General features: G+C 71.9%; 22 protein-coding genes and 2 pseudogenes. 8 read left to right on the top strand and 16 right to left on the bottom strand.

Going from position 1 to position 24,854, the window contains the following annotated elements:
- Window positions 1–57 precede the first annotated feature (57 nt).
- Together ACGFH9_RS18415 and ACGFH9_RS18410 are read right to left on the bottom strand one after the other, a co-directional pair.
- Window positions 58–1,512, bottom strand: a complete 1,455-nt coding sequence (locus ACGFH9_RS18415) for an alkaline phosphatase PhoX (protein ID WP_393220543.1) — start codon at window positions 1,510–1,512, stop codon at window positions 58–60.
- A 113-nt stretch (window positions 1,513–1,625) separates the two neighbouring features.
- On the bottom strand, window positions 1,626–2,342 hold the full coding sequence (locus ACGFH9_RS18410) for a TetR/AcrR family transcriptional regulator (RefSeq protein WP_393220540.1): 717 nt from the start codon (window positions 2,340–2,342) through the stop codon (window positions 1,626–1,628).
- 102 nt (window positions 2,343–2,444) lie between these two features.
- On the opposite strand from ACGFH9_RS18410, the pseudogene ACGFH9_RS18405 reads away from it, so the two are divergent.
- Window positions 2,445–3,176, top strand: a pseudogene (locus ACGFH9_RS18405) (NAD(P)-dependent alcohol dehydrogenase).
- Window positions 3,177–3,194: 18 nt separating this feature from the next.
- On the opposite strand, the gene ACGFH9_RS18400 reads toward ACGFH9_RS18405, so the two are convergent.
- Together ACGFH9_RS18400 and ACGFH9_RS18395 are read right to left on the bottom strand one after the other, a co-directional pair.
- The gene (locus ACGFH9_RS18400; RefSeq protein ID WP_393220538.1) at window positions 3,195–4,298 is read right to left on the bottom strand and encodes a Gfo/Idh/MocA family protein; all 1,104 of its coding nucleotides are present in this window, start codon (window positions 4,296–4,298) and stop codon (window positions 3,195–3,197) included.
- Window positions 4,268–4,978, bottom strand: a complete 711-nt coding sequence (locus tag ACGFH9_RS18395) for a ThuA domain-containing protein (RefSeq protein ID WP_393220535.1) — start codon at window positions 4,976–4,978, stop codon at window positions 4,268–4,270. Before ACGFH9_RS18395 ends, ACGFH9_RS18400 begins: the two co-directional genes overlap by 31 nt.
- A 186-nt stretch (window positions 4,979–5,164) precedes the next feature.
- Here ACGFH9_RS18395 and ACGFH9_RS18390 point away from each other — a divergent pair, with 186 nt between their 5' ends.
- Together ACGFH9_RS18390 and ACGFH9_RS18385 are read left to right on the top strand one after the other, a co-directional pair.
- Window positions 5,165–5,935: a helix-turn-helix domain-containing protein gene (locus ACGFH9_RS18390; RefSeq protein ID WP_393220532.1), complete on the top strand. Its 771-nt coding sequence runs from the start codon at window positions 5,165–5,167 to the stop codon at window positions 5,933–5,935.
- A gap of 23 nt (window positions 5,936–5,958) precedes the next feature.
- Entirely contained in the window at window positions 5,959–7,398 is a 1,440-nt protein-coding gene (locus tag ACGFH9_RS18385; RefSeq protein ID WP_393220528.1) for a tetratricopeptide repeat protein, read from the top strand.
- Between the two features lie 84 nt (window positions 7,399–7,482).
- Here ACGFH9_RS18385 and ACGFH9_RS18380 read toward each other — a convergent pair whose 3' ends face one another.
- Both ACGFH9_RS18380 and ACGFH9_RS18375 read right to left on the bottom strand, forming a co-directional pair.
- Entirely contained in the window at window positions 7,483–8,436 is a 954-nt protein-coding gene (locus ACGFH9_RS18380) for a cyclase family protein (RefSeq protein WP_393220526.1), read from the bottom strand.
- A gap of 148 nt (window positions 8,437–8,584) precedes the next feature.
- Window positions 8,585–9,016 (bottom strand): hypothetical protein, encoded by a 432-nt coding sequence (locus ACGFH9_RS18375; protein ID WP_393220524.1) that lies wholly within the window; start codon window positions 9,014–9,016, stop codon window positions 8,585–8,587.
- Between the two features lie 149 nt (window positions 9,017–9,165).
- Between ACGFH9_RS18375 and ACGFH9_RS18370 the strand changes: the two genes are divergently transcribed.
- Both ACGFH9_RS18370 and ACGFH9_RS18365 read left to right on the top strand, forming a co-directional pair.
- The gene (locus ACGFH9_RS18370) at window positions 9,166–9,786 is read left to right on the top strand and encodes a TetR family transcriptional regulator (RefSeq protein ID WP_393220521.1); all 621 of its coding nucleotides are present in this window, start codon (window positions 9,166–9,168) and stop codon (window positions 9,784–9,786) included.
- Between the two features lie 121 nt (window positions 9,787–9,907).
- Window positions 9,908–11,407 carry an FAD-dependent monooxygenase gene (locus ACGFH9_RS18365; RefSeq protein WP_393220518.1) on the top strand — a complete coding sequence of 500 codons (1,500 nt, stop codon included), beginning with the start codon at window positions 9,908–9,910 and terminating at the stop codon, window positions 11,405–11,407.
- 58 nt (window positions 11,408–11,465) lie between these two features.
- On the opposite strand, the gene ACGFH9_RS18360 is transcribed toward ACGFH9_RS18365, so the two are convergent.
- The 3 genes and pseudogenes from ACGFH9_RS18360 to ACGFH9_RS18350 all read right to left on the bottom strand — a co-directional run.
- Entirely contained in the window at window positions 11,466–11,612 is a 147-nt protein-coding gene (locus ACGFH9_RS18360; protein WP_393220515.1) for a hypothetical protein, read from the bottom strand.
- Window positions 11,613–11,659: 47 nt separating this feature from the next.
- Entirely contained in the window at window positions 11,660–12,043 is a 384-nt protein-coding gene (locus ACGFH9_RS18355; protein WP_393220512.1) for a hypothetical protein, read from the bottom strand.
- A 382-nt stretch (window positions 12,044–12,425) separates the two neighbouring features.
- Window positions 12,426–12,554, bottom strand: a pseudogene (locus tag ACGFH9_RS18350) (Fe-Mn family superoxide dismutase); the annotation flags it as partial.
- 336 nt (window positions 12,555–12,890) lie between these two features.
- Between ACGFH9_RS18350 and ACGFH9_RS18345 the strand changes: the two are divergent.
- Complete coding sequence (locus tag ACGFH9_RS18345; RefSeq protein ID WP_393220510.1) at window positions 12,891–13,040, top strand: hypothetical protein; 150 nt, start codon at window positions 12,891–12,893, stop codon at window positions 13,038–13,040.
- Window positions 13,041–13,166: 126 nt separating this feature from the next.
- Window positions 13,167–15,026, top strand: coding sequence for a bifunctional metallophosphatase/5'-nucleotidase (locus ACGFH9_RS18340; RefSeq protein ID WP_393220507.1), 1,860 nt, complete (start codon window positions 13,167–13,169; stop codon window positions 15,024–15,026).
- A 67-nt stretch (window positions 15,027–15,093) separates the two neighbouring features.
- Here the strand turns inward: ACGFH9_RS18340 and ACGFH9_RS18335 are convergent, their stop codons facing one another.
- Genes ACGFH9_RS18335 through ACGFH9_RS18305 form a run of 7 tightly spaced genes read right to left on the bottom strand, consistent with a single transcriptional unit; the run spans window position 15,094 to window position 23,898 of the window.
- A complete protein-coding gene (locus ACGFH9_RS18335) occupies window positions 15,094–16,089 on the bottom strand; it encodes a bifunctional lysylphosphatidylglycerol flippase/synthetase MprF (RefSeq protein WP_393220504.1) in 996 nt (331 codons plus the stop codon).
- Between the two features lie 18 nt (window positions 16,090–16,107).
- The gene (locus ACGFH9_RS18330; RefSeq protein ID WP_393220502.1) at window positions 16,108–18,939 is read right to left on the bottom strand and encodes an FAD-dependent oxidoreductase; all 2,832 of its coding nucleotides are present in this window, start codon (window positions 18,937–18,939) and stop codon (window positions 16,108–16,110) included.
- Complete coding sequence (locus ACGFH9_RS18325; RefSeq protein WP_393220499.1) at window positions 18,939–19,451, bottom strand: hypothetical protein; 513 nt, start codon at window positions 19,449–19,451, stop codon at window positions 18,939–18,941. The genes ACGFH9_RS18330 and ACGFH9_RS18325 overlap by 1 nt, the downstream gene beginning before the upstream one ends.
- A gap of 2 nt (window positions 19,452–19,453) precedes the next feature.
- Window positions 19,454–19,942, bottom strand: coding sequence for a type II toxin-antitoxin system RatA family toxin (locus ACGFH9_RS18320; RefSeq protein ID WP_393220497.1), 489 nt, complete (start codon window positions 19,940–19,942; stop codon window positions 19,454–19,456).
- A gap of 1 nt (window position 19,943) precedes the next feature.
- Window positions 19,944–21,224: an aspartate aminotransferase family protein gene (locus ACGFH9_RS18315; protein ID WP_393220495.1), complete on the bottom strand. Its 1,281-nt coding sequence runs from the start codon at window positions 21,222–21,224 to the stop codon at window positions 19,944–19,946.
- Window positions 21,225–21,232: 8 nt separating this feature from the next.
- A complete protein-coding gene (locus ACGFH9_RS18310) occupies window positions 21,233–22,363 on the bottom strand; it encodes an acyl-CoA dehydrogenase (RefSeq protein WP_393220492.1) in 1,131 nt (376 codons plus the stop codon).
- Complete coding sequence (locus ACGFH9_RS18305) at window positions 22,360–23,898, bottom strand: aldehyde dehydrogenase family protein (protein ID WP_393220489.1); 1,539 nt, start codon at window positions 23,896–23,898, stop codon at window positions 22,360–22,362. Before ACGFH9_RS18305 ends, ACGFH9_RS18310 begins: the two co-directional genes overlap by 4 nt.
- A 428-nt stretch (window positions 23,899–24,326) precedes the next feature.
- Between ACGFH9_RS18305 and ACGFH9_RS18300 the strand changes: the two genes are divergently transcribed.
- A complete protein-coding gene (locus tag ACGFH9_RS18300; protein WP_393220486.1) occupies window positions 24,327–24,599 on the top strand; it encodes a hypothetical protein in 273 nt (90 codons plus the stop codon).
- Window positions 24,600–24,854 lie beyond the last annotated feature (255 nt).

The following is a 24,854-nucleotide window of genomic DNA, read 5'->3' as shown; positions in this document are numbered from 1 at the left end:
AACCGCAGGTGGGGACCGGGCTGCCGCCTGGTCCCCACCTGTCGGTCGTGTTCGTCGTCAGCCCAGGTACTTCTCCCACGGGCCGGTGATGGCCAGGGTCAGACCCGGGTCCTGCATGTTCACGAACAGCACCTTCCCGTCGGCGCTGAAGGTCGGCCCGCAGAACTCCGAGTCGTTGAGCTGGTTGCGGGCGATCGCGTACGTCGGCCCGCCCGGGATGGTGCTGAGCACGTGGGAGGCGCCCTTGCCGTCCTCGGCGAGCACGAGGCTCCCCCACGGGGTGACCGTCACGTTGTCCGGGCCGTCGAAGGTGATGTCGGTGTACCTGACCGGCGTCCCCTCCTCGGAGGCGCCCTGGTGCGGGAAGTACGTGACGAGTTGGATGGTCTGGTCCTTGAAGTTGTAGAACCACACCATGCCGTCGTGCGGCGCCGCGTCCGCCGGCAGGTCACCCTCGTCCCACGCGTAGGAGTTGACGACGTACACGCCCTCGTCGGTGCTCCACACGCCCTCGAACTTGCGGCCACGGGTGACCTGACCGTCGGTGAACTGCTCGCGGACGGAGGTGTGCCGCGCGTCGCGGTCCGGCACCTCGATCCACCGGACGGCGAACGGGCGGCCGAGCTGAGCGGAGGTCAGGTAGGCGACGTCCGGCAGCACCGAACCGTCGTCCATGATGATCTGCATCGCGGCGAGGACACCGGCGTTCGGTGCGAGGCGGGTCAGCACGCCGGGGCCCAGCTTCACGCCGCGCGGCGCGGACCAGCGGTAGAAGAGGCCGTTGGGCTGGTCGGCGTCCTCGGAGAGGTAGACGTGGGTGCGGTCCTTGTCGATCGCCAGGGCCTCGTGCGAGTAGCGGCCGAGGCACTTGATCGGCCTCGGGTCCGCGCTGCCGTCGGCCCAGACCTCGAAGACGTACCCGTGGTCCTTGGCGAAGACGCCGGAGCGGTCGCCGGCCTCCCACCTGTCGCCGGCGCGGTCCTCGGTCTCCTCGCAGGTCAGCCAGGTGCCCCACGGGGTCGGCCCGCCGGCGCAGTTGGAGATGGTGCCGGAGAGCGCGACGAACTCGCCGAGGTTGCGCCCCGCACGGTCGGTCCTGATCACGGTGCAACCACCGGCGTCGACGGCGCTGGCGTCGTAGACGGTGCCCTTCACGTGCGGCACGCCGAACTCGGCGCCCGGGTCGATCTCGTGGTTCTGGATCAGGGTGTAGCGGCCGTGCCCGGCGTCGTAGACCGCCATGCCGTCGTGGTCCGACGGGGTCACACCCTGTCCACGGTCGAGTCTGGTGACGCCAGCCCGGGTGACCACGGTGTAGCTGAAGCCCTCGGGCAGGGCCAGGACCCCCTCGGGGTCGTCCACGAGCGGCGGGAAGGGGACGTGACCGCCCGAGCCCGGCGAGTGCGACCGACCGGGGCTGGCCTGCGCCAGGGACGGCAGGCCACCGGCGACGGCGAGGCCCACACCGGCGGCGGCGCCGCCAGCGAGGAAGGTACGACGGGAGGAAGGCACGCGGATCAGCTCCTGGTCAGGACAAGTGCGACGGCCGACAGCCAACCCCCGCCGACAGACGCCGACGCGTCACCCGTGGGGTCGGGCGGTGACATCCCGGTGAAGACTCGGCGTCACCGGGGTCGTCGCGGCGACGTCCAGCCCTGCTCGTGCAGCCGTTCGATGCCGTCCAGCAGCAGGTCCAACGCGAACTCGAACTCGAACTGGTCGTCGCAGCCCTGCCCCACGACCGACTGGTCGTCGTGCGAGGCCGCCGTGGCGATCTCCGCCAGGTGCGGGAACCGGTCGGCGAACTCCGGCGGCAGGGCGGCGGCAGGCTCGGGGCTGGCCGCTCCGGACCGACCGACGCGGCGGGCGTCGTCGAACAACTCCTGACTGAAGCCCAGGACCCGGCTGCCCATCGTGTGCATCACGTGGTGGGCGAGGTTGGCCGAGAATCCGCCGGCTCGGAAGGTCGCGACCACCGAGTCGAGGTAGGCGAGGACGGCCGGCGTCGCCATGTTCCGGGACTCGATCGCCAGCGGGGCCCAGGGGTGACGGCGCAGCACCTCCCGTGCCGAGAGGATGCGCCGGCGGGTGGCGTCCTTCCAGTGCGTGTCGGGCGCGACCGGGTCGATCTGGTCGACGATCACGTCGATCATGCCGTCGAGCAGTTCGTCCTTGTTGGCCACGTGCTTGTAGAGAGCCATCGGTACGACGCCGAGATCCTGGGCGAGGTTGCGCATGCTGAGGGATTCGATGCCGGCCTCGTCGGCGAGCGCGACGGCCGCGCGCAGGATGCGGTCCCTGCTCAGCGGCGTACGGCGCAGCGTCTCAGCCTGCTCGGCCATCTCGTCCTCGTCCTGTCCGGCGGTCGTTGAACCATAACCGTCTTGACAGGTGTACGGCGTACACTTAGCGCTGGTGTACAGCGTACACCCCGAGGAGGGGCCATGAAGGCGATCGTGCAGGACCGATACGGCGGCCCGGAGACCCTCGCGCTCACCGACGTCGCCACGCCGGTACCCGCCCCGAACGACGTGCTCGTCCGGGTGCAGGCGGCCTCGCTCAACGCGTACGACTGGCATGCCATGCGCGGCGATCCCCGGATGGCGCGGTTGGCGATGGGCCCCTCGCGGCCTCGCGCGCGCATCCGCGGCCGGGACATCGCCGGTCGTGTCGAGGCCGTCGGGGCCGACGTGCGGGACGTCCGGGTGGGTGACGCCGTCTTCGGCGACCTCGGCGACGCCAACGGCGCGTTCGCCGAGTACGCGTGCGTGCCCGAGACGCAGGTCGCGTCGAGCCCGGTCAGCGCCTGCTCGTCAACGGCGCCTCGGGAGGCGTCGGCACCCTCGCCGTGCAACTGGGCAGGGCGCTCGGCGCGACCGTGACCGGCGTGTGCAGCACCCGCAACGTCGACCTGGTCCGCTCCCTCGGCGCCGACGACGTCGTCGACTACCGCCGGGACGACTTCGCCGACGGCACACGCCGCCACGACGTCGTGCTCGACCTGGTCGGCAACCGCTCACCCACCGAGTCGACACCTCGACACGCTCCGCGCCCACGTCGAGGCCGGCCACCTCACCCCGGTCATCGACCGGACGTACCCGCTGCACGAGGTCCCCGACGCCATCCGGTACGTCGAGGGCGAGCACGCCCGGGCGAAGGTCGTCATCACCATCTGACGCCCGCCGCGTGACCGGTCAGCGCCCCTTCCACTCCTCGGCCGGAGTGAGTGGCACGGCGTCGGGCCGCCGCGCCGTCGTCGTCAGCTCGATCCGCTGGCCCTTCGCCGCCGACTCCAGCAGCGCGGTCATCGTCTCGAGGACGTGCAACGCGACGTCGCCGCCGGCGCGGGGTGGACGCTGACCGTCGGCCAGGACGAAGTCGAGCAGACCGATGCCCCGGCCGCTCTCGGCGTACCCGGCCTGCGGTTCGAGAGGCCGCCACTCCGTGCCGCCGAGCGCGAAGTGGCGGACCTCGCCGTCGAAGTAGTTCGGATCGGGTACGGCGAGCGTGCCGGTCTCGCCGTGCACCTCGATGGGCGCGGCCGTCGTGGTGGTGCCGTCGAAGCTCGTGGTGATGGTGGACAGTGCGCCGTCGACGTGTTCGAGGACGCCGGTGACGTGGGTGTCCACCTCCACGGGAATGCGCTCGCCGGCCCGCGGGCCCGAACCGATGACGCGCTCGGAGCGCAGGCGGCTGGCGGCGCCGACCACGGCGCGTACCGGCCCGAGCAGGTGGATCAGCGCCGAGATGTAGTACGGCCCCATGTCGAACAGGGGGCCGCCGCCCGAGGTGTAGTAGAAGTCGGGGTGCGGATGCCAGCGCTCGTGACCCGCCGTGACCATGACGGCCGTCGCGGACATCGGGCGTCCGACGAGCCCACCGTCGATCGCCGCACGCGCCGTCTGCGTACCCGTGCCGAGCACGGTGTCCGGCGCACACCCGACGTGGACGCCCGCCGACGCGGCCCGTTCCAGGATCGAGCGGCCGTCCGCGAACGTCACGGCGAGCGGCTTCTCGCCGTACACGTTCTTGCTGGCGTCGATCGCGGCGAGCGAGATGTCGGCGTGCGCCGCCGGGATCGTCAGGTTGAGCACGGTCTGCACGTCCGGGTGGGCGAGCAGCCCCTCGACGCTCACCGCCTCGCTGCCGGGGATCGTGGCCGCCGCCGCGGCCGACCGGGACGCGTCGAGGTCGGCCAGCGCGGCGATGCGGACCGCGGGGTGCTGCGCGAGGGTGCCCAGGTAGGCGCGGGAGATGACCCCGAGACCTACGATGCCGACGCCGTGCGGGTCGCCCACACCATTCCCCTTTCGATCACGGTACGCACGGCCGGGTGCTCCAGCACGTCGAGATCGTGGCCCGGGGTCGTGACGACGATCCGGCCGGCGCCCCAGCGGCGGGTCCAGATCGCTGGCGAGGTGACCGGCCGGTGCCACGGATGCCACTCCTGAGTGGGGTGGGTGGTGACGGCCAGTACGTCGACCAGGTCGTCGTGCAGCACCCAGTACTGCTCGGTGACCAGGTCGAAGTCCTCGATCCCCGCGGTGATCGGGTGCTCCCTGCCCAGGTCGGTGATGCGCACCGTGTGCGGCAGGAAGTTGTCCTCCTCCCCACCGTGCCGCTCGCACGGCTCCTTGCCCGGGTGGGTGGCGAACTGGCCGCCCACCAGGTGCAGGTAGTCCGACGAGGCACGGAACGCGTCCACGATGCCGCCGTGCCAGCCGGCGAAGCCCGTACCCGCGACGACCGCCGCCCTGAGGCCCGCCACCTGGGTCGAGGTGATCTCCGACATCGTCATGCACTGCACGATCAGGTCGGTCCCGGCCAGCTCGTCGGCATCGGCGTAGATCTCCGTCGACTCCTCGACCCGTACCGCGTAGCCGCTCCGTTCGAGGAAGGGGATGAACAGCTCGGTCGCCTTGACCGGCTGGTGTCCCTCCCATCCGCCGCGGACCACCAGTGCTCTCGGCTGCGCCACCGTCGCTCCTCCCACCGTCCGTTCGTCACCGGACCGGCCACGACCGGCCGCAGTGATCACCACCATTCTGTCCAAGGCGGCGGAAGGTGACAACGCGAAGGCGCTGCGGGTGGCCCGACGGCACGTCCGGAACGTACGTCGGATGGCCGATTGTCCATGCTGAGCGCCGTCGATACGGTGATTTCCGTGTTCGGGGAGGCCGTGCAGGAACTTCGGCGCAGCAGCGCGCTGACCCAGGAGGATCTGGCTGCGAAGACGGGGCTTTCGGTCCGGCACCTGCGGGATCTCGAGGCCGGCCGGATCGCCCGGCCGCGCCCCGCGACGATGCTGTTGCTGGCCGACGCCTTCGGCCTTCAGGGGTCCCGGCGCGACCGCTTCCTCGCCGGAGCGCCCACCCCGCCCCCGCCGAACGGTGTTCCGGCGCAGTTGCCGGCGGACGGGTTCGGCTTCGTCGGTCGCGACGGCGCGCTGGCCCGTCTCGACGAGATCCTGGCCCGGGCGGTGGACCAGCCGACCGCGATGGGACTCGCGATCGTCTCCGGCACCGCCGGGGTGGGCAAGACATCGCTCGCGGTGCACTGGGCACACCGCGTCGCCGCGTACTTTCCGGACGGCCAGCTCTACGTCAACCTGCGCGGCTTCGACCCGGGCGGCGTCCCGCTCGGCCTGAGCACGGCGCTCGCCGGGTTCGTCAACGCCCTCGCAGGACCGGTGGGCCGTCCGCCGACCGGGCTGGACGAGCAGGTCGCCCGGTACCGGAGCCTGCTGGCCGGCCGACGGGTGCTCGTCGTCCTGGACAATGCCGGCGACGCCGACCAGGTACGCCCACTGCTGCCGGGAGCGCCGGGCTGCTTCGTCCTCGTCACCAGTCGGCACCAGTTCCTGGGGCTGGTCAGCGTCAACGGCGCCCACCCGGTCACCCTGGACGGTCGGGGGACGAGTCCCGCGAACTGCTGACCCGACGCCTCGGCGCGGAGCGGGTGACAGCCGAGCCCGACGCCGTCGACGCCATCGTCGGCGCGTCCGCCGGACTGCCTCTGGCGCTCTCCGTCGTGGCCGCCCGGGCGGCGATCCACGGCGAATTCCGCTTGGTGGACCTGGCGGCGCACCTGCGCCCGGAGGCCGGACGCCTGGACGCCTTCGACGGCGGCGAACCCGTCACCGACCTGCGGCTGGTCATGTCCTGGTCGTACCGGACCCTCGACGAGGACACCGCTCGGCTGTTCCGGTTGCTGAGTGTGCATCCCGGCCCGGACTTCGCCGTCCCGGCGGCGGCCAGTCTCGCCGGGATCATGCCCGCGCAGGCCCAGCGTCACCTGACCGAGCTGACCCGGGCACACCTGCTCAGCGAACATCGCCCCGGCCGGTTCACGTACCACGATCTGCTGCGCGCGTACGCCGCCGAGTTGACCGCGACCGAGGAAAGCGCGGCGAACCGCCACGCCGCCCGCACCCGGCTGCTCGACCACTACCTCGCCGTCGCGTACGCCGCCGACGAACTGCTCTACTCGCAGCGGGACCGGCTGCCGGTCGACCCGCCGGGGCCCGGTGTCGCGCCGGTGCCACTGGCCGACCGGGACGCGGCGATGGCGTGGTTCACCGACGAGCACCCGGTGCTGCTCTCGGCGCTGCGGCTGGCCGCCGACCACGGCTTCGACCGCCACACGTGCCACCTCGCCTGGGCGATCACCACCTACCTCAACCAGGGCGGCTACTGGGAGGACTGGACCAGCAGTTTGCAGGCGGCGTTGTCGGCGGCGGTCCGGCTGGCCGACGAGCGGGCCGAGGCGTACGCCCACGGGATGCTCGGCTTCGCCGACATCGCGCTGCACCAGTACGCCGACGCGCAGCGCCACCTGGAGTCGGCGTACGACCGGTACCGGCGGTTGGGTGACCTCGCCGGCCAGGCCCGCGTCGAACTGAACCTCGGGTGGATCCGCGACCAGACGGGCGAGCCGGAGCTGGCCCTCGGCCACGCCCGGGAGGCGCTGCGCCTGCACCGGCAGGCCGGCCACGTCACCGGCCAGGCCTTCGCGCTCAACGCGGTGGGCTGGTCCCAGGGCCAACTCGGCGACCACCACGCCGCGATCGAGAGCTGTGAGCAGGCGTTGGCCCTGTTCACGTCGGTGGAGAACGTGCTCGGCCAGGCGATCACCTGGGCCAGCCTCGGGCAGGCGCACCTCCAGCTCGACGCGTTCACCGAGACGGTCACCTGCTTCGGGCACGCGGTCCGCCTGCGCCGCGAGATCGGTCACCGCCGGTTGGAGGCGGACGCGTTGGTCAGCCTCGGCGACGCTCACCTGGCCGCCGGCGACGCCGCGTCGGCCCGCGTGGCCTGGGAGCAGGCGCGGGACATCCTCGTCTCGCTCGGGGAGGCCGACACCGACGCGCTCGACGCCAAGCTCGCGTCAGCACGCTGAGTACGCGCGGGGCGCACGTCACATCGGGGGTGTTCGGCCAACGACCGTCCCGGCTCCGGCCGGGGCGGTCGTCCCGCGTTCCGGTCAGAACGTGGCGATCGGGTTGACCGGGCTGCCGGACGTGCCGACGAAGCGGACCGGGGCGACGGCGAGCTGGAAGTCCCACTGACCCAGCTCGGCGGCGGTCGCCGCGCACGCCTCCAGGTCACAGTTGTCGAGCATCCACAGACCCATCGCGACGAGGCCGACGGCGTGCACGGGCATCAACACGCCGTCGTACCCCGACGGCTGGACGTCCTGCGGGGAGTCGGCGCCGATCAGCGCGACGCCGCGCTCGTGCAGCCACGGCAGGCAGGACGCGTGCCAGCCGGTCTGCGCGAAGCCGCTGGCCTCGCGACCCTCGCGCCGGAATCGGCCATGGCCGGTCCGCAGGAGCACCGCGTCGCCGGCACGCACCCGCACGCCCTGGCGGCGCTCGGCCTCCTCGAGGTCGGCGGGGAACACGCCCTGCCCCGGTTCCCACCAGGGCACGTCGCGGGCCCGGGCGACGTCCAGCAGGACACCGCGGGTGACGATGCCGTCCGGCGCCGCCGTGACGGCCGCCCACGCCGAGCCCGTCACCTCGTCGACCACCGAGTGCGACCGCCCGTTGTACAGCGTGCCGTCCCAGAACAGGTGGCACGGCGAATCGAGGTGGGTGATGGTGTTGCCGTGGTACGTGATGCCGAGTCGCTCGGTCGAGAAGCCCCAGCGCCGGTCGGCGTGGAAGGCGGCCGGCATGTTCTCGGCGCCCGGCATGTCCACGGCGTACGGGCACACGGTCGTGGACCGCTCCATCTCCCCCGGTACGGCGACCTCCCACGCGCAGGACACGCTCCTGCCGTGACGCACGGCCCGCGCTGCCGCCAGCCGGACGTCGTCGGTGACGTGGTTGAGCGTGCCGCGCTCGTCGTCCTCGCCCCAGCGGCCCCAGTTCGACAGCGTGTCGAAGTATCCGAGCACGTCCTCCTGCGTCGGCAACGTCCGCTCTGCCGTCATCGTTTCGGCTCCTCCATCCAGGCCGTCGGGGCACCCCGGGCAGGGTATCCCGGGGGCCACGGTGAGCCGACGCGTCAGCTCTGGATGGTGAACGTGGCGACGACGCCGTTGTGGTCGGACGCGGTGCCACCGACGATGTCGTAGCCGGTCATCCACATGAGCTGGTACTCGGACAGCCGCTTCCAGAAGTAGACGTAGCGGCAGCTCGTTGGCCTCGAAGACCCGCCACGGGAACTTCTCGTACGCGTAGCCGCGGTCGGCGCTGAAGTCGACGTTCGCCGGCCTGGTTGGTGCCGCCGGGCGCGTACAGCCACCAGCCGTTGTCGGCGGCCCAGCTCTCCAGGAAGTCCTTGCGGTTGCCGACCTCGTTGAGACCGACGAGGTCCGCCCGGGACGCGATCAGGTTCAGGTCGTGCGCGAAGTCGGCCTGACTCAGCCCGTTGTAGGTGTTCAGTGTCGCCGCCCTGAACGCCGTGGTCGCGGCGATCGCCGGCGTGGCCGGCAGCAGGGCCACCACCAGCACGACAGCCGCGGCGAGAGCACCGAGGGCGCGGGCTGGGCGGTGCGTTGTCCTCGACATCGACTCCCCTTCGCACGGATGACCGCCGTCGACGGCGACCAGCGCACCCTATCGACCCCGATCGACGCGACGCGGAACACGAGGCAACGGCAGAGTTTTTGCGGAGCGCGCATCTTTGCGGGTCACGCAAGAAGTGCTAGCGTGGTGGCATGACGGGGCTGCGGGAGCGCAAGAAGGCCGAGACACGGGCGGCACTCGGCTGGGCCGCCATCCACCTCACCGCCGAGCGCGGCTACGACAACGTCCGCGTCGAGGACATCGCCGAGGCGGCCGGCGTCTCCCCACGTACCTTCAACAACTACTTCTCCAGCAAGGCCGAGGCGATCGCCTCGCGCCACCTCGACCGCAGCCTGCGCACCGCCGCCGCGCTGCGCGAACGCCCCGCCGACGAGCCCTTGTGGCAGGCGCTCACCCAGGCCGCGCTGGAGCAGTTCACGCGCGGCCCCGAGGTCGAGGCGATGCCCTCCCCCGCGCACGCCCAGTGGGTGGCCGGCGTCCGCACCATGCTCGCCGAGCCCGCCCTCCAGGGCGAGCGACTGCGCGCCGTCGCGACCGCCGAGGCCGAGTTGGCCGCCGCGGTCGCCGAGCGCACCGGGACCGACCTCGCCACCGACATGTACCCGAGGCTCGTCGCGGCCGCCGCCAGCGCGGCCGTCGCCGTCGCCATGCAGCACTACCTAGCCAGCGCTGACCCGCCCACCCCGATCGAAAACCTCATCACCGACGCCTTCGCCCGGGTCGCCGCCGGCCTTCCCGCGCCACCGCGCTGACATCCCGGCCCCGACCAGGGCACCGCTCACCCATCTCCTCCGCCGCGTCACACCCCGCGGCGGGCCGGTCGTCCGCCGCGCCCGCCGTGGCGATGACGCACGCCGCGAAGGGATCACGACCGTGATCGACGTCCTCATCGTCGGCGCCGGCCCGAACGGCCTCATGCTCGCCTGCGAGCTGGCCCTCGCCGGCGTCCACCCCGTCGTCCTCGAACGCCAATCGACGCCGGGAGGCGAGCCCCGCGCCAACGGCCTCGTCGGCCAGGTCGTCCGCCTCCTCGACCGGCGCGGCCTGTATGCGCGACTCACCGGCGAGAACACCCCGCCGACCCCGCAACCCGCCTTCACCTTCGGCGCGTTCCCGCTGGACCTCACGGTGCTCGCGGACAACCCGCACTACGTGCTCGGCGTACCGCAGGCCCAGCTCGAAGCCACCCTCGCCGCCCGCGCCGCCGAACTCGGTGTCGACGTGCGCCGTGGCCACGAGGTCGTCGACCTGCGCCAACGGCCCGACGCGGTCGAGGTCGACCTCGCCGACGGTACGCAGCTCACCGCCCGCTTCCTCGTCGGCGCGGACGGCGGCCGCAGCGTGGTACGCCGCATCGCCGGCATCGAGTTCCCCGGCGTCACCAACGACCGGTCGGTCTCCCGCACGGCCACCGTGACCGTCCCGGCGTCCTCCCTCGACCCCGGGACCGGTGGCCTGCTCGCCCCCGGCTACGGCGTCGTGCCGCCGTTCCAGCACACCCGTACCCCCTGCGGCGTGATCGCCTGGGCACCGTTCCCTGGTCGCCCGGCGCTGGTCAGCACCACGGAGTGGCCCGACGCGTCGACGAGCGACGAGACCGCGATGACCCTGGCGGAGCTGCGCGCCAGCGTCACCCGGGTGCTCGGTGTCGACCTTCCCCTCGGCCCCCCGGACGGGCCGGGCCTGCTCCGCCGGCTGAGCGGCGGCAACACCCGGATCGCCGCCCGCTACCGCGCCGGCCGGGTGCTGCTGGTCGGCGACGCCGCGCACGTGCACCCCGCGATCGGCGGCCCCGGCCTCAACCTGGGCCTTCAGGATGCGGTGAACCTGGGGTGGAAACTCGCCGCCACCGTGCGCGGCTGGGCACCGGAGGACCTGCTCGACACGTACGAGACAGAGCGCCGCCCGGTCGCCGAACGGGTCGTCATGTCCACCCGGGCACAGTCGGCGCTCATCAGCCCCGGTGACGAGATCACCGGCCTGCGGGAACTCTTCGCCGAGCTGCTGCGGATACCGGAGGTGACCGGGCACATCGCGGCACTGATGTCCGGAGCGGACATCCGCTACCCCGCCGACCCGGCCGAGGAGATGGCCGGCCGGTCCGCCCCCGACGTGGTCGTACGCGGCGACCAGGGTGTCGTACGCCTCGCCGAGCTGACCCGCACCGCCCGGCCGTTGCTGCTGGACTCCACGGGCACCTGGGCCGGGGTCGCCGCGCCGTGGCGGGACCGGGTGGACGTGGTCACCGCTCACCTGGAGGGCACGACCGCGACCGCGCTGCTCGTACGCCCCGACTGCTTCGTCGCCTGGTCCGACGGGGACGCCGACACGCTGCGCGCCGCGCTCACGCGCCACTTCGGCCGGCCGCTCTGACCAGAGGTGGCCGGGAACGCCTCGCGCTCCCGGCCACCGGCTGTCGACAACGCAGGGGTCAGTTGGTGATCACCGGCCAGGAGTAGGCGAGCAACGCGCAGGCAGCGCCCAGGAGCGCGAACGAGATGCCCCGGGTGGGCAGGGGCAGGGCGGCGAGCACGATCAGGATGACGGCGATGATGTAGAGAAATGCCTGGGCGGACATGGAGGTCTCCTCATTCAGGGGGGGTTGCGGGGTGAAGGGGAAAACGATCAGCCGTCCGGGGTGAAGAGCCCCTGGATGCCGACGACGATCGCGATCAGGCCGAAGATCGCGAGCAACAGACGGACTCCGGTCGCGCCGTCCGACTGCTCGACGCCCGACGACCGACGACCGGTCAGACGGCCCCACAACAGGGCCAGGCCGACACCGATCCCGACCACCTCGAAGTGGAACACCCGGGGGCCGGAGACCAGGTGCACGATGAGGTAGTAACCGCCGGTCACGAGCGCCACGAGGCCGACCACCCACGCGATCGGCGCGACCCGCCCGGCGAGGCGGCCGAGGTCGTCACCGACGCGCGGCAGCATCCGCAGCACGGCGATGGCGAGCAGGAAGCCGCCGACGATGTTGGCGAGGTCGAGCAGCAGGGCCATTATCACGAGGGTCTCCGTCGATTGGACGATCAGCCGGCGGGCTGATACCCACGGACCTCTCCGGTCCAAACGACATCCGGCGATCAATCTCGGACGGCTCGTGAGCGGAACGGCTCACTGTGGAGCGATGAGGGGGCGTAGTCGGCACGACGGGTGTGGGCGGCACGTCCCCGCACGAAGCGGTCGAAGATCGCCGCCCGGTCCTCGACAGGTACGCCAGGTCCGCCAGCAGGTAGAAGCCGAGGGTACGGGCCTGCTCGGAGCCGAACGCCGACATCAACGCCTCCGCGCCCGCGAGGTCACCGCGATGCTTCGCGGCGATGACCCCGGCAGCGCGCTGCACGATCTCGGCCGCCTCGGGGGTTTACCCACTCACGCCGGGTCAGATCTTCGGAGTGGCGGCGCGGGCGGCGTCGAAACGCCAGATCACGTCGGTCCAGTTCACCAGGTTCCACAGCCGGTCCACGTAGTCCGGACGCACGTTGCGGTACTGCAGGTAGTACGCGTGCTGCCTAGTTATGGCTATTGACATTATCTTGTAACAAGGAGGCGGTCACCGCCCAGGGGACGTCACGACGTGGCGGTCACCAGCGGCAGCGACGCCGGCATGGGTATCCCCCGCCGCCAGGTCCGCCCGGGCCGAAGCGGGTGGGCGCGGGCGTCACGGCCGACGTCAGGGCCGCCGTGGTCGCGGGCGCCTGCGCCGTGGTGGCCGCTGGCTTGGCCGGGCTCGTGGCGGCTCGGGTGGCGCGGCCTTCGTCGGGCCGGCGTCCGGACCGACGGGGACGGCAGAGGCGGGGACGGCTTCGCCAGCTGCGACGCCGTCGGGTCGCTGGGCGCGACGTCGATGAGCGAGAGCCCGTTCAACCCGGTCGCCGCGGCGCTGGCGAACGCTCTGCGCGACGCGACCGGCGTCCGCTTCACCGATCTGCCACTGACCGCCGACCGGGTCTGGCCCGCTCTGCACGAGCGACGCTCAGCGCCGGAAATTACCTGATCGTCGCGTGACCGGCTACGTTACTCGCCATTCACAAACATGCCTGACCATGAGCGCGAAGATCAAGCAGTCTCCTTCGGGGCGCCCGGACGGCGCTTCCACCGATGGTTTGATGAGGAGTATCAGTTGCGTTCCCTTCCCATCCGCGCGGCACTGGCCACGGCCGCGGCGACACTCGTCGTGCTGGGCACCGCGCCGGCCCCGGCGCAGGCCGCGCCGACCGAGGTGCAGATCCTCGGTTTCAACGACTTCCACGGCCGTCTGGAGGCGCCCACGGCGGGAGTCGGCGGCGCCGCCCAGATGGCCGGCATGATCAAGCAGTTGCGGGCGGAAAACGACAACACGCTGGTCATGTCGGCTGGTGACAGCATCGGCGCGTCCCCGTTCATCTCGCTCGTGCAGAAGGACGAGCCGACGATCGACTTCCTGAAGATGATCGGCGTCGACGCGTCGAGCATCGGCAACCACGAACTCGACCGCGGGTTCGACGACCTCAACGACCGGGTCATCCCCCGCGCCGGCTTCCCGTACCTGGCCGCGAACGTGTACCGGGGCACCGAGGCCGCTCCCGGCCGCCTGGCGGAGTCCACCGTGCTGACGGTCGGCGGCGTCCGCATCGGCGTCGTCGGCGCGGTCACCCTGGAGACGCCGTCGCTGGTGTCACCGGCCGGCATCCCGGGCCTGACCTTCAAGGACCCGACCGCCGAGGCGAACCGCGTCGCGGCGAAGCTGAAGGCCGACGACGACGTGGACGCGGTCGTGCTCCTCGTGCACGAGGGCTCGGAGGCCAGCGGCACGGACGCCGCCGCCTGCGCAGCCGTGGCGGACCCGACCACTCCCTTCGGCAAGATCGTGACCGGTGCCAGCGCCGACATCAACGTGATCATCTCGGGTCACACCCACGTCCCGTACAACTGCGCGTACGACGTCCCGAACCTGGGGCACAAGCGGCTCGTCCTGCAGACCGGCCGGTACGGGGACGCGCTGGACCAGGTCAAGCTCACCATCGCCGACGGCAAGGTGACGGCCGCCGAGGGCGCGGTCCTTCCGATCAAGGACTACCCGGCGGACCCGGCGGTCACGCAGTTCGTCGCCGACACCAAGGCCGAGGCCGACGTGCAGGGCAAGGTGAAGATCGGCGAGATCACCGCCGACATCAAGCGCGCCGTCACCGCCGAGGGCGTCGAGGACCGTGGCAACGAGTCGACCCTCGGCAACTTCGTCGCGGACGTCCAGTTGGAGGGCACCCGCGCCGCCAACCGGGGTGGCGCGCAGATCGCCTTCATGAACCCGGGCGGCCTGCGCGCCGACTTCGTCAAGCGTCCCGACGGCACGGTCACCTTCGCCGACGCCGCCACCGTCCAGCCCTTCGCCAACGACGTGATCACGAAGACGTACACCGGTGCGGAGATCAAGGAGACACTGGAGCAGCAGTGGCAACCGGCGGGCGCGTCGCGGCCCTTCCTCCACCTGGGTGTCTCGAAGGGCTTCAGCTACGTCTACGACCCGAACGGTCCCGCCGGCAACCGGGTCGTCGCCGACCGCATCTTTCTCAACGGCACGGTCATCGACCCGAAGGGCACCTACCGGGTGACGGTCAACTCGTTCCTGGCCTCGGGCGGCGACAACTTCACAGCCCTCGCCGGCGGTGTCGACCCACTCGCGACCGGCGACAACGACCTCACCGTGCTTGTCGACTACTTCCGGGCGAAGTCCCCGGTCACGGCCGACACGGTGGAGCGCGCGTACACCGTCGACCAGCCGGGCGCTCCAGTCGGCGGCGGTCCCAGCGGCGGTCCCAGCGGCAGCCCCACCGCCGGTCCCAGCGGCGGCACGGGCAACGGTGGCGGGGCCGGCGGTCCCGGCCTGCCGATCACCGGCGTCAAGGCCCTCACGATCGCCGGCGCCGGCATCCTCCTGTTGCTGGCCGGCGTCGTCGCGCTCGTCGCGGCCCGCCGGCGGCGCGTCCGCCTGACCGTCGAGTGACGCGAGGCTGAGACGAACGGTCGTCTCCGGAAGGCCCGCGCGGCTTCCGGAGACGACCGTCGGGGCGTCACACCGCCCGGGTCAGCCGCAGCAACCGCCAGACGGTACGCAGGGACACGCTCGGATGAAAGCCGACGTACTCGGGCGTCACCCTCGGCTGCCACTTCTCCTTGAACTCGGCCTGACTGCGGGCCGGGTAGATCCAGTCACCGTGCTCGGCGATGAACCGGACCAACCGGTCGGTGCTCCGGTGGCTGCCACACGCCGGCTGGTGTGCGGCCGACAGCTCCCGGAACGGCGTGAGGCCCAGGTGCAGCCACCGCACCCCCTCGGCCTCAAAGCGCTGCAACGCGACCACGAACGCCAGGTCGACCGCGCCGGGAGGCGCGTCCGGCTCGCGGCGCGTGATGTCGTACAGCCATCCGCCCTCCCGGCCGAACGCCGGGGAGTACGACACGTACGCCACCGGCTCACCGTCGGACAGCGCGAGGAACAGCCGGCGCACGGGGTCGTCCTGGCGGGCACGTTCACCGACCAGGAACTCGATCTGCTTGACGTGCCGGCCCTTGTCGGCGAGCCAGCGGGCGTCCATCGCGTCCAGGCGGGCGGTGAGCGCCGCGTCGTACGGCACGTCCCGGCCGGCCTCCACGACGGTGATCCCGGCCCGCCGGGAACGGGCCAACTTGTTGCGGACCTTCTCGAACTTACGGCCGCGCAGCGTGAAGCTGTCCAGGTCGATCGAGTACGCGGCACCGAGTTGACTGAGTTGGTAACCGAACTCGGCGTACAGGTCGAGGTCGTCCGGGGTGAGCTGGATCGCGCACAGCCGGCGACCCTCCTGCGCGGCCCAGCCGTGGAAGGCGCCGAGCAGCCGCTTGCGGTCGTCCGGGTCGGCATGCACGCTGCCCTGCTGCACGGCGTGCCGCCGGCCGGCCGGCCGGTACGCGATGAACCCGTCGAGGCCGGGCACGGTGAAGTGCCGCGTGTCCCTGTTCAGGGCCAGCGCGGCGCTGGAATGCTGCCCGTGCCGGCGCAGGACGTCCAGGGCGGTCAACGGTTCCACAGCAGCGACCTCCACCGGTCAGGGAGCGGACGGAGCGTGGCGGGTCGCCGCGCGTCGGCGCGCCCACGCGAGCTGGACAAGGTCGACGGCCTCGCGGCCGACGGTCGAGGCGGATTCGCCGCCGGTGATCCGGTGGGTGACGGCACCCACCAGCCGGGGCAGGGTGAGCAGGCGGTCCGCGTCGAGCCGGTCGCCCATCACGTCGTCGAGGCGGCCCACGGCCCGTGGGTCGCGCCGAAGGCCGGCGAGGAACGCGTGCTCCATCGCGGTGACCCTGCCGCCCCGACCGATGTCCTGGCCGTACCAGTAGTTCGGCAGTTCGGCCCGGTCCCGGTCGCGGGCCCACCGGGCCAGCCCCGACGACAGCGCCGCTGGTCGCTCCCAGTGCGCCGTGAGCACCGCCGCGAGTCCACGCGCGTTGCGCAGCGCGTCGTTGATGCCGTGACCCAGGGTGGCGTCCTTGGCGTGCCCGGCGTCGCCCACCAGAGCCCAGCCCGGCCCGAACGGCTGCCGGAAGAAGCACGGGTAGCGCACCACCCGGTTGAGGTTCCCCACCGGCTCGGCGGAGGCCGCGAGGTGGGCCACTTCTGGGCTGACCGATCCCACGTGGCGCAGGAACCCGGCCACGTCACGACCCGCCAGCTCGCCCTGTAGGCGTTCCGGCGGTTGTGCGATGACCACGAAGTCCTCGGGGCCGGTCGGCAGGATCGAGACGATGTGCACCCCGATGCGGTGCCACAGCAGCGCCGGCGGAATCCGGACGCCGGTGAAGTACCGCCAGAGCAGGGCTCGTTCGCTGCGCGCGGTGAGGTACTGCCGGGCGCCCACCCAGCGGGCCACCGACGAGTTGCGGCCGTCCGCGCCGATCACCAGCCGTGCCGACACGTCCCGGACCGACCCGTCGGCGCGCTGGACTGTCACGCCGTTCACCGTGCCGTCGGAGCCGCGTCGCAGACCGACGACGGCGGCGCCGGTGGAGGTCTTGGCGCCGGCGGCGACCGCCCGGTCCAGCAGGACCTGGTCGAGGACGTCCCGCGGCGGACACAACCCGGGGTCGTCGGGGTGGCGGAAGTGCAGCTGCACGTCGTCCAACCGGACCCGGACGTCGTGCAGCGGCGGCACACCGAGCCCGACGACGGTGTCGTACACGCCCTCGACGCGCAGGTCCTCGGTGCCGTGCAGGATGTGCGTGGACAGGGTCGGCGCGGGCAGGTCACCGCGGTCGAACACCGCCACCGACAAGCCGGCCGCCGCGAGCCGAGCGGCCAGCGCCGAGCCCGCCACCCGCGCCCCGACGATCACGACGTCGACCTGCTGCTCCTCTGCACGGTTCCCGGCCACGACCGAGCCGCCCGTGACCGCCGCCGGCGGCCCCGCGACCGGGGCGGGCAGCTCGACGTCCAGGGCAGGCGGCACCTCGGCCGTACCTACCGGCGACGCTGTCGCAGCGGCCGACGGCCGGGTGGGCCCGGCGGCCGGCGTCGGCCCGGCCGACGTCGTGGGAGTTGGGCGGGCGGGGGCGATCTTGTCGGCCGCGTCCAGTCCGCGTAGGTAGCCGGCCAGCAGCAGGTTGCCGACCCGACCCGTCGGCATGAGGCCCGCGCTGCTGCGCAGCCAGGGCAGCTCGGGCAGCGGCGCAATCGGGTCGACCGCCTCCGGCTTCGAGCCGTCAGCCAGCCGGGGGGCGAGCAGCTCGGCCGTGAGCGCGGAGAGAGCCAGGCCGTGTCCGCACCACGCGCCGGCGAACCACACGCCCGGCTGGCCCGGCACCGGACCGACGATGGGCAGCCGGTCGAACGTGGATGCCGTGGCGCCGGACCAGAAGTCGCTGACCGGCACGTCCGCCAGCGCCGGGAAGGTCGCGGCGAGTTCGCGTACCAGCCGGTCCCGCACCGCGGCGATGCCACGCTCGTCCACGCGCGGCTCCAGCAGGGCGGGACCACCGCCGAACAGCAGCCGGCCGCGTGCGGTCATCCGCAGGTAGTTGAAGAACGAGCGGCTGTCGATGGCGGCGCCGCGTCCGTCCCAGCCGGTCTGCGCGAGCAGGTGGGCGGGCACAGGTTCGGTGCGCAGGACATGGGTACGGATCACCGCGACGTTGCGGCTGAACAGTCCCAGCCCGGTGGTGAACCCGTCGGTGGTCAGGGCGAGGCGTCTGGCGCGTACCCGATGTCCGCCGGCCGTCACCGTGACCGGGTCTCCGCCGGTGATCGCGGTGACCGGCGTGTTCTCGGCGATGCGCACCCCGGCCGTGAGCAGCGCCGCCCGGAGTGCCTGGACCAGCAGCCACGGGTTGATCAGCGCCACGTCGGGATAGCACAACGCGCCGTGGTAGCGGACGCTGCCCAACCGTCCGATGGTGGCGTCGCGGTCCAGGTAGGAGGCGTCGAAGCCGAGGTCGGCCAGGGTCTGCGCCTGGCGACGAAGCGACCCGGCGTGTGCGGGTGCCGACGCCGCCAAGAGTTGGAAACCCTCGGTCAGCTCGCAGCCGTCGGGCAGTGTCCGGGCCAGCCGCCGCAGCGCGGCGATCCCGTCGAGCGTGGCGGCGAACATGTTCCGGGCCTGGTCCCGCCCGTACCGTTTGACCAGCTTGGTGATCGGGCCGCCGACCCCGGGGCCGACGATGCCCGTGCTGTGCCCGCTCGCGCCCGCGCCGACCTCGGTGGCCTCCAGCACCAGGATGTCGCTCGCGGGCAGGTGGTTCGTCAGGTGGTAGGCCAGCGCGAGCCCGGCCAGCCCACCACCGACGATCACGACGGACGCCTCGTCGTCGCCGGCGAGGGCGGGCTGACGTGCGACCCGTGGATCGTCACGCTGCCAACCGCTCGGCGCGGAGCCCGGCCGGCTCATCAGACCACCGAGGTCGGTCTCGACGTGGCCGGCGCGCCAGCCGGTACGTCGGCGACACGCGACGGCGACGGACGGCCGGTCACCTCGCGCAGCAGCGCGTCGAAGGCGGGCAGGCGCTTGGGCTCGAACGGCACACCGAAGGGCTTGAGCTGGTTGCCGAAGAGCGAACGGTCACCGAAGAGGTGGATCGGTACGGCCAGCAGCGCCCACTCGGGCCCGATCAGCCAGGCCCACAGCGCCACCACCAAGCCGGCGCTGAGCAGGCTGTGCATGCTGTTGTAGAGAACGTAGTAGGCCTTCGGAATCCGCCCGTCTGGGCTGCGGTGGTAGGCGATCGCGCCGGGGATGTAACCGATCAGGTCGATGTAGAGGAACAGGCCGATCGCCGGCAGCCACCGGATCTCGCCCCAGTGCGCGATGAAGACGCCGCTCGCCAGCGCGAGCCCCGCGAAGTACTCCGCGCGGTGCAGTCGGGCGGTCGTCGGCGTGTCGAACGTGTTCTGCTGGTCCATCGTCAGTCCTTCCCGATGACGCCCGCCGCCGCGGTCGCCAGGACGCCGTCCGGGATGACGACCGCCGGGAACAATCCACGAAGAACGTGGTGGATCGTCTCGGTGAGCACCCGCTCGGCGACCGGGTCGATGATGCTGGCGAGGCTGGGCACGCCGAAGTCGAAACTCGCCACGAACGTCATCGCCACCCCGTCCGGGTCCTGGCGCAGCGTCCAGGCGCCGGAGAACTCGTCGAAGTCACCGTCGATCTGGTCGAACTCGATCGAGAGACGGTCGCGGTCCAGTTCGTCGGCCTCGGTCCAGGCGAGGATGCCGTTGCGGAACAGGACCTCCCACGAGCTGACGACCCGTCGCTCGCCTGCCGGCGTCTGCACCGTCACGGCCTGGACCACGTCGACCAGCTGCGGATAACGTTCGAAGTCGACCAGTTGGTCGAACACCGTGGAGCCGTCCCCACCAGGTAGGAACGCCTGAATCTCGACCCGTCGCATGTCAGTGGACCCCCAGCCGGTCTGCTGTCGGATAGCGGTGGCCGAGCGTGCGCAGCGCGCCGTCGAACGCGTCGACCAGGAGGGCGACCTCGTCGCCGGAGAGCACCGCGGGTGGAGTGAGGCGCAGCACCGCGCTGGCGTTCAGCGAGTGGTTCACGATCACCCGGGCGTTGAGGAGTTCGAGGATCGCCTCGCCCGCCAGCCCCGGGCCGGCGAACTCCACGCCGATCAGCAGCCCGACGCCGCGTACCTCGCGCACGAGGTGCGGGTACCCGGCGGTCACCGCCCGCAGGCGGGCCAACAACTCGGCGCCGAGCGTCGCCGCGCGGTCGACCAGCCCCTCCTCGGTGACGGCCCCGATCGCCGCGCGGGTGGCGGCCATCGCGATCGGCGCGCCGGAGAAGGTCGACGTGTGCAGGAACGGGTCCTTGTCGAAGGCCTGGAAAGCCTCGGCGGTGGCGACCACGGCGGAGACCGGCACGATGCCGCCGGACAGGCTCTTGCCGGCCAGCAGCACGTCCGGTGTCACGCCCTCGCGGAGGGCGCCCCACCAGTGACCGAGACGGCCGACGCCGGTCAGGATCTCGTCGAGCACCAGGATCGCGCCGTGCTCCCGGCACAGTCGGGACACCTCGCGCAGGTAGCCGGGCGGTGGGATCACCACCCCGCCCTCACCCTGCACCGGCTCCATGATCACGCAGGCGGGCGGTCCGTCGGCCAGCACGACGCCCAGCGCCTCGGCGTCCCCGTACGGGACGTGGGTGGCGTCCGGCAACAGCGGACGGAAGGGTCGCTGGTAGAGATCCTGCCCGGTGACGGACAGGGCTCCCATGGTCTTGCCGTGGTAGCCGCCCACCGTCGAGACGAGCCTGCGCCGGCCCTGGACACGCGCCATCTTGATGGCCGCCTCCACCGCCTCCGCGCCGGAGCCCGCGAAGTGCACCCGGGTGAGGCCGGGAGGCGCCACCGCGACGAGCGCCGCCGCGGCGTCGGCCACCGACGGCTCCAGCATCATCCGGGTCGCTATCGGATGGCGCTGGATCTGCGCGATGACGGCGGCGACCACGGCCGGATGCCGGGCACCGTGGAGGAACACGCCGTACCCACCCACGTTGAGGAAACGGTCGCCGTCCGACGTGTATACCCACGCGCCCTCGGAACCGACCTCGACGTGTCCGCCGAACATGTCGCCGAGCTTGGCGCGGCCCCGGGACAGGAACCGTCGGTAGTTGTTCCGGACCTGGTCCCGGACCTGGTGATCGGTCTCTACGCTGCTGGTCACCACTCCCCCTAGCTCACCACGAGCGGCTGGCCGTCGAACCAGGCCGTCAGTTCCGCGGCGGCGCTCACGCGCGACGGCGGGTGGAAGGCGACCGCGTGCGACGCGGCGGAGAGGTAGGCCACCTCGGGCGAGGAGATGAACGCCATCCCACCGAGCAGATCCACCGCGCCCCGTACGGCGGTGGCGATCGCGTTGGCTGCGGCGAACCGCACCACGAGCGCCCGGCCGAGAGCGTCGTTGCCGCCGTCGCCGTCGTCGAGGCTCCGTGCCGCGCCGTCCAACATGATCGCCGCGCCCTGCACGGCGGTCGCGACGTCCGCCCGTTCGGTGATTGGCCCCCGGCCGCTCGTGATCGCGCGCTCCACCAGCGCCGACGCCACTCCCAGGTAGCACGCGGTCACCAGGAGCTGGAACCAGACGAACCCGACGGTCTGCAGGTCGTCGAGCTGGCCGTCGAGCGCGACCTCCGGGTAGACGAACAGGTCTGGGTGCACCTCGACGTCGTCGAGCAGCACGGCGTCGGACTCGGCGCCGGTGAGCACCGACGACGCCCAGAAGGGCTCGATCGTGATGCCCGGCGACTCCGCCGGGATGAGCGCCACACCCAGGCGGGTACCGCCGTCCTCGGTGGGCACGGCGACGCTCGCGGTCAGCAGGTCCATCGACGCGGAGAGGCTGCACGGCCGCTTCGCACCGGTGACCCGCCAGTTCTTGCCGTCCCGCCGGGCCGTCATGGTGGGCGTCAGGATGCCGCGACCGGCGTGCCCCTCGGCGAAGCCGGACGCGACCAACCGGCGGTCGGTGGCGACCGCCTCCAGCAGCATCCACTCGAATCCCACGTTCGCCCTGGCCAGAGCCACCAGGCCGGCGACCGAGAACTGGTGCATCGTGGTGGCGACCGCCAGTGACGGCGCCTGGGCGGCCAGGGCGCGGGTGACCCGCACGGCCTGGAGCGCGGAGGCACCGAGCCCGTGGTACGTCTTGGGCACCACCAGACCCGCGCCCCCGGCCTCCCGGAAGAGGGCGACACCCGGGCCGCCCCGACGTTCCAGCTCCATCAGCGGAAACTCGCCCAGCCTCTTGAGCAGGCCTGGAAGCAACGCCTCACAGGTATCCCGCTCGGTATCGAGGAAACTCATGCGGCCAGACCCTCCTGCTCGGCACGTAGCGGGGAGGCGAGCGCCGCCCGCCGTGGTTGGACGTCGCGGCCGATGCTGATCCCCTGTAGGTGCGACGTACGCAGCATCGGATAGTTGCTCTCGCCCAGCGGGCCGCCGGTCAGGCCGGCACCGCCGTGGGTGGACAGGTACGGAACGAAGCCGATGTGCGAATCATTGATCTTGAGCAGGCCGCCGTTGTGCACCCGCGCGACGAACTGCTCGACGGTGGAGTCGTCGCCGGTCCAGACGGAGTTACGCAGGGCGTACTCGTTGGCGTTGAGGAAGTCGATGACATCGTCGAGCAGGCCGTCGCCGTGGTCCGGGTCAGGCACCACCACCGGCAGTAGCGGGAAGAAGGTCTCCCGGGCCACCGCCCACACCGCCCGGGCCCCGGCCAGGCCGTCGACCCGCAGGACTGTCGGCTCGACGAACACCCCGGTGGACGAGATCGAGCCGTCCAGCTCCATCCGGTTGCCGCCGGCGAGCACCTCGGCGCCGTTCTCGGTGGCCTGCTCGACGTACCGGTTGAACTGGTCGCTCTTGAGCACCGGCGACAGCAGGACGTCCGGGTCCTCGGGATGACCGGGCCGGATCTTGCGGGCGTGGCTGATCAGGCGGGCCAGCAGGCGGTCCGCGATGGCCGGGTGGGCCACCACGTAGTTGGGCACCATGCAGATCTGCCCGGACCCGAAGAAGCTCTCGGTGAGCGCCTCGGCGGCACGGTCGAGATCCGCGTCGTGCCACACCACGCAGCCGTCGTTGCCGGCCAGCTCCAGAATCGGCTTCTTGCCCCGGCGTACCGCGTCCTCACCGAGCGGGATGCCGAGCTCACTGCTGCCGAAGTAGAAGATGTCATCGACGAGCGGGCTGGCCAGGAACTGGTCGAGGATCCGCTTGGGCGGGCCACAGACGACGTTCAGGGTGCCGGGTGGGGCACCGACCTCGTCGAGGATCGGCGCCACGATCTCGCGCAACACGTACATCACGCCGTAGGGGCTCCCGCGCGGCGCCTTGACGACGAGCGCGTTGCCGGCCGCGAGCGCGGGCACGCCGAGCAGCGAGTTGACCGCCGCCGCGTTCTGCGGTGGGCTCAGCGCCACGACGCCGTCCGGCTTGCGGACCACCAGCAGGCGCCGGTTCGCGTCCTCGTACTCCCGGTGCATCTGCTCGGCGCACAGCCCGATCGTCTCGGGGCTGGTGCCGTGCAGGCAGCCGGCCAGCTCCCACTCGGCGAGCGCGCGGGGGTGGCCCTCGTGGACGAGGACTTCCACCACCTCGTCGTGCCGCCGGCGCAGCTCCTGGTGCAGCCGGTGCACCACCTGGAGCCGTACCTGAAGCGGCATCGCGCCCCAGACGGGCGCCGCCGCCGCGGCGGCCTGGATGGCCCGCTCGACCACGGCGTCGTCGGCCACCGCACAGCGGGCCAGGACGCTCGGGTGGTCGTCGCCGTCGTGGCGCCGGCCGCGGTCCAGGTCACGCTTGAGAGAGAGCTGGGGCAGCATGTCGTCGAGCACCGCCGAGGCGCGCAGGCAATGTACCCACTTGTCCGCTGCAACGTCCTGACCTGCGATGAAGGACCCGTACGATCGCAACGTCTCAGCCCCCTCCCGTGAGCGAGTCTGTGCTACTAATTCATTGGCCGAGGAACGGTCGAACCATAGATGCCCACGTTGAAGGGTGTCAACGAACCTTTGAGCAGAGGCAAGATGCCGACAGACGAGGCAGAAGCGCAGAGGAAGAGCCCCATGCGGTGGATTCGGATCGGCTCATCTCTACTGGCGGCGCAGATGCTCGCCCTCGGCGTGCCGGCGGCCGTGGCGCCACGGTGGTTCTTCGACTGGTTCCCGTTCGGCGCGGGGTGGGTGGCCGCCGGTGGCCCGTACAACGGGCACCTGCTGTCCGATCTGGGTTACGCCTACCTGGCGTTGGCGGTGGTCCTCGGGTGGGCGCGGCCGCGCGGCCGGTGCGGGAGTTGTGCCTCGCCGCAGCGGCCGCGTCGGTCGTCGCGAACACGCCACACCTGCTGTACCACCTGGCCCACGCGGAGGCGATGCCGATCGTGGACAGCGTCGCGGAGAACGCTCTGCTGGCAGTCACCGTCGTGGTGGGACTGACGGTCTTCTTCGCCGCCTACCGGCTCCCGGCCGGTAACGCCGCCGCCGGTCAGGCACGCGACGGTCAGGCACGCGCCGATCTGCCACGCGAGCGGCCGTAGCCCGGCTCGACCGGACGGCGCTGGTCGTCCGCTGTGGCTGTGCGCCGTGCCGATGTGGCTGCCCGCCGTGGCGATGTGCTGGTGACCGGTATACCTCAGAGGTATGAATATGACTCTGAGGTATACCGCTTATCACCGCATCCGCCCCCAGCCAGGTGACCTAAGACCGTGTGTCAGTTGGGTTTGTTGCTGGTCAACAGGTTGAGTCGGTCGGCGCGGCGGTAGCAGATGAGAGCGCAGGCCAGGCGCAGGAAT

Origin of the sequence: Micromonospora sp. NPDC049102, from assembly GCF_043197485.1 — a bacterium.
Classification (GTDB): domain Bacteria; phylum Actinomycetota; class Actinomycetes; order Mycobacteriales; family Micromonosporaceae; genus Micromonospora.
This window is presented reverse-complemented; position numbering and strand designations above follow the sequence as displayed.

Bases quoted from the DNA above. Each gene is read 5' to 3' on its own strand.
- ACGFH9_RS18360 (WP_393220515.1), bottom strand. From the start codon at position 11,612: ATGTCCGCCCAGGCATTTCTCTACATCATCGCCGTCATCCTGATCGTG.
- ACGFH9_RS18310 (WP_393220492.1), bottom strand. From the start codon at position 22,363: ATGAGTTTCCTCGATACCGAGCGGGATACCTGTGAGGCGTTGCTTCCA.
- ACGFH9_RS18375 (WP_393220524.1), bottom strand. From the start codon at position 9,016: ATGTCGAGGACAACGCACCGCCCAGCCCGCGCCCTCGGTGCTCTCGCC.
- ACGFH9_RS18380 (WP_393220526.1), bottom strand. From the start codon at position 8,436: ATGACGGCAGAGCGGACGTTGCCGACGCAGGAGGACGTGCTCGGATAC.
- ACGFH9_RS18325 (WP_393220499.1), bottom strand. From the start codon at position 19,451: ATGGACCAGCAGAACACGTTCGACACGCCGACGACCGCCCGACTGCAC.
- ACGFH9_RS18330 (WP_393220502.1), bottom strand. From the start codon at position 18,939: ATGAGCCGGCCGGGCTCCGCGCCGAGCGGTTGGCAGCGTGACGATCCA.
- ACGFH9_RS18410 (WP_393220540.1), bottom strand. From the start codon at position 2,342: ATGGCCGAGCAGGCTGAGACGCTGCGCCGTACGCCGCTGAGCAGGGAC.
- ACGFH9_RS18345 (WP_393220510.1), top strand. From the start codon at position 12,891: ATGAGCGAGAGCCCGTTCAACCCGGTCGCCGCGGCGCTGGCGAACGCT.
- ACGFH9_RS18320 (WP_393220497.1), bottom strand. From the start codon at position 19,942: ATGCGACGGGTCGAGATTCAGGCGTTCCTACCTGGTGGGGACGGCTCC.
- ACGFH9_RS18355 (WP_393220512.1), bottom strand. From the start codon at position 12,043: ATGGCCCTGCTGCTCGACCTCGCCAACATCGTCGGCGGCTTCCTGCTC.
- ACGFH9_RS18370 (WP_393220521.1), top strand. From the start codon at position 9,166: ATGACGGGGCTGCGGGAGCGCAAGAAGGCCGAGACACGGGCGGCACTC.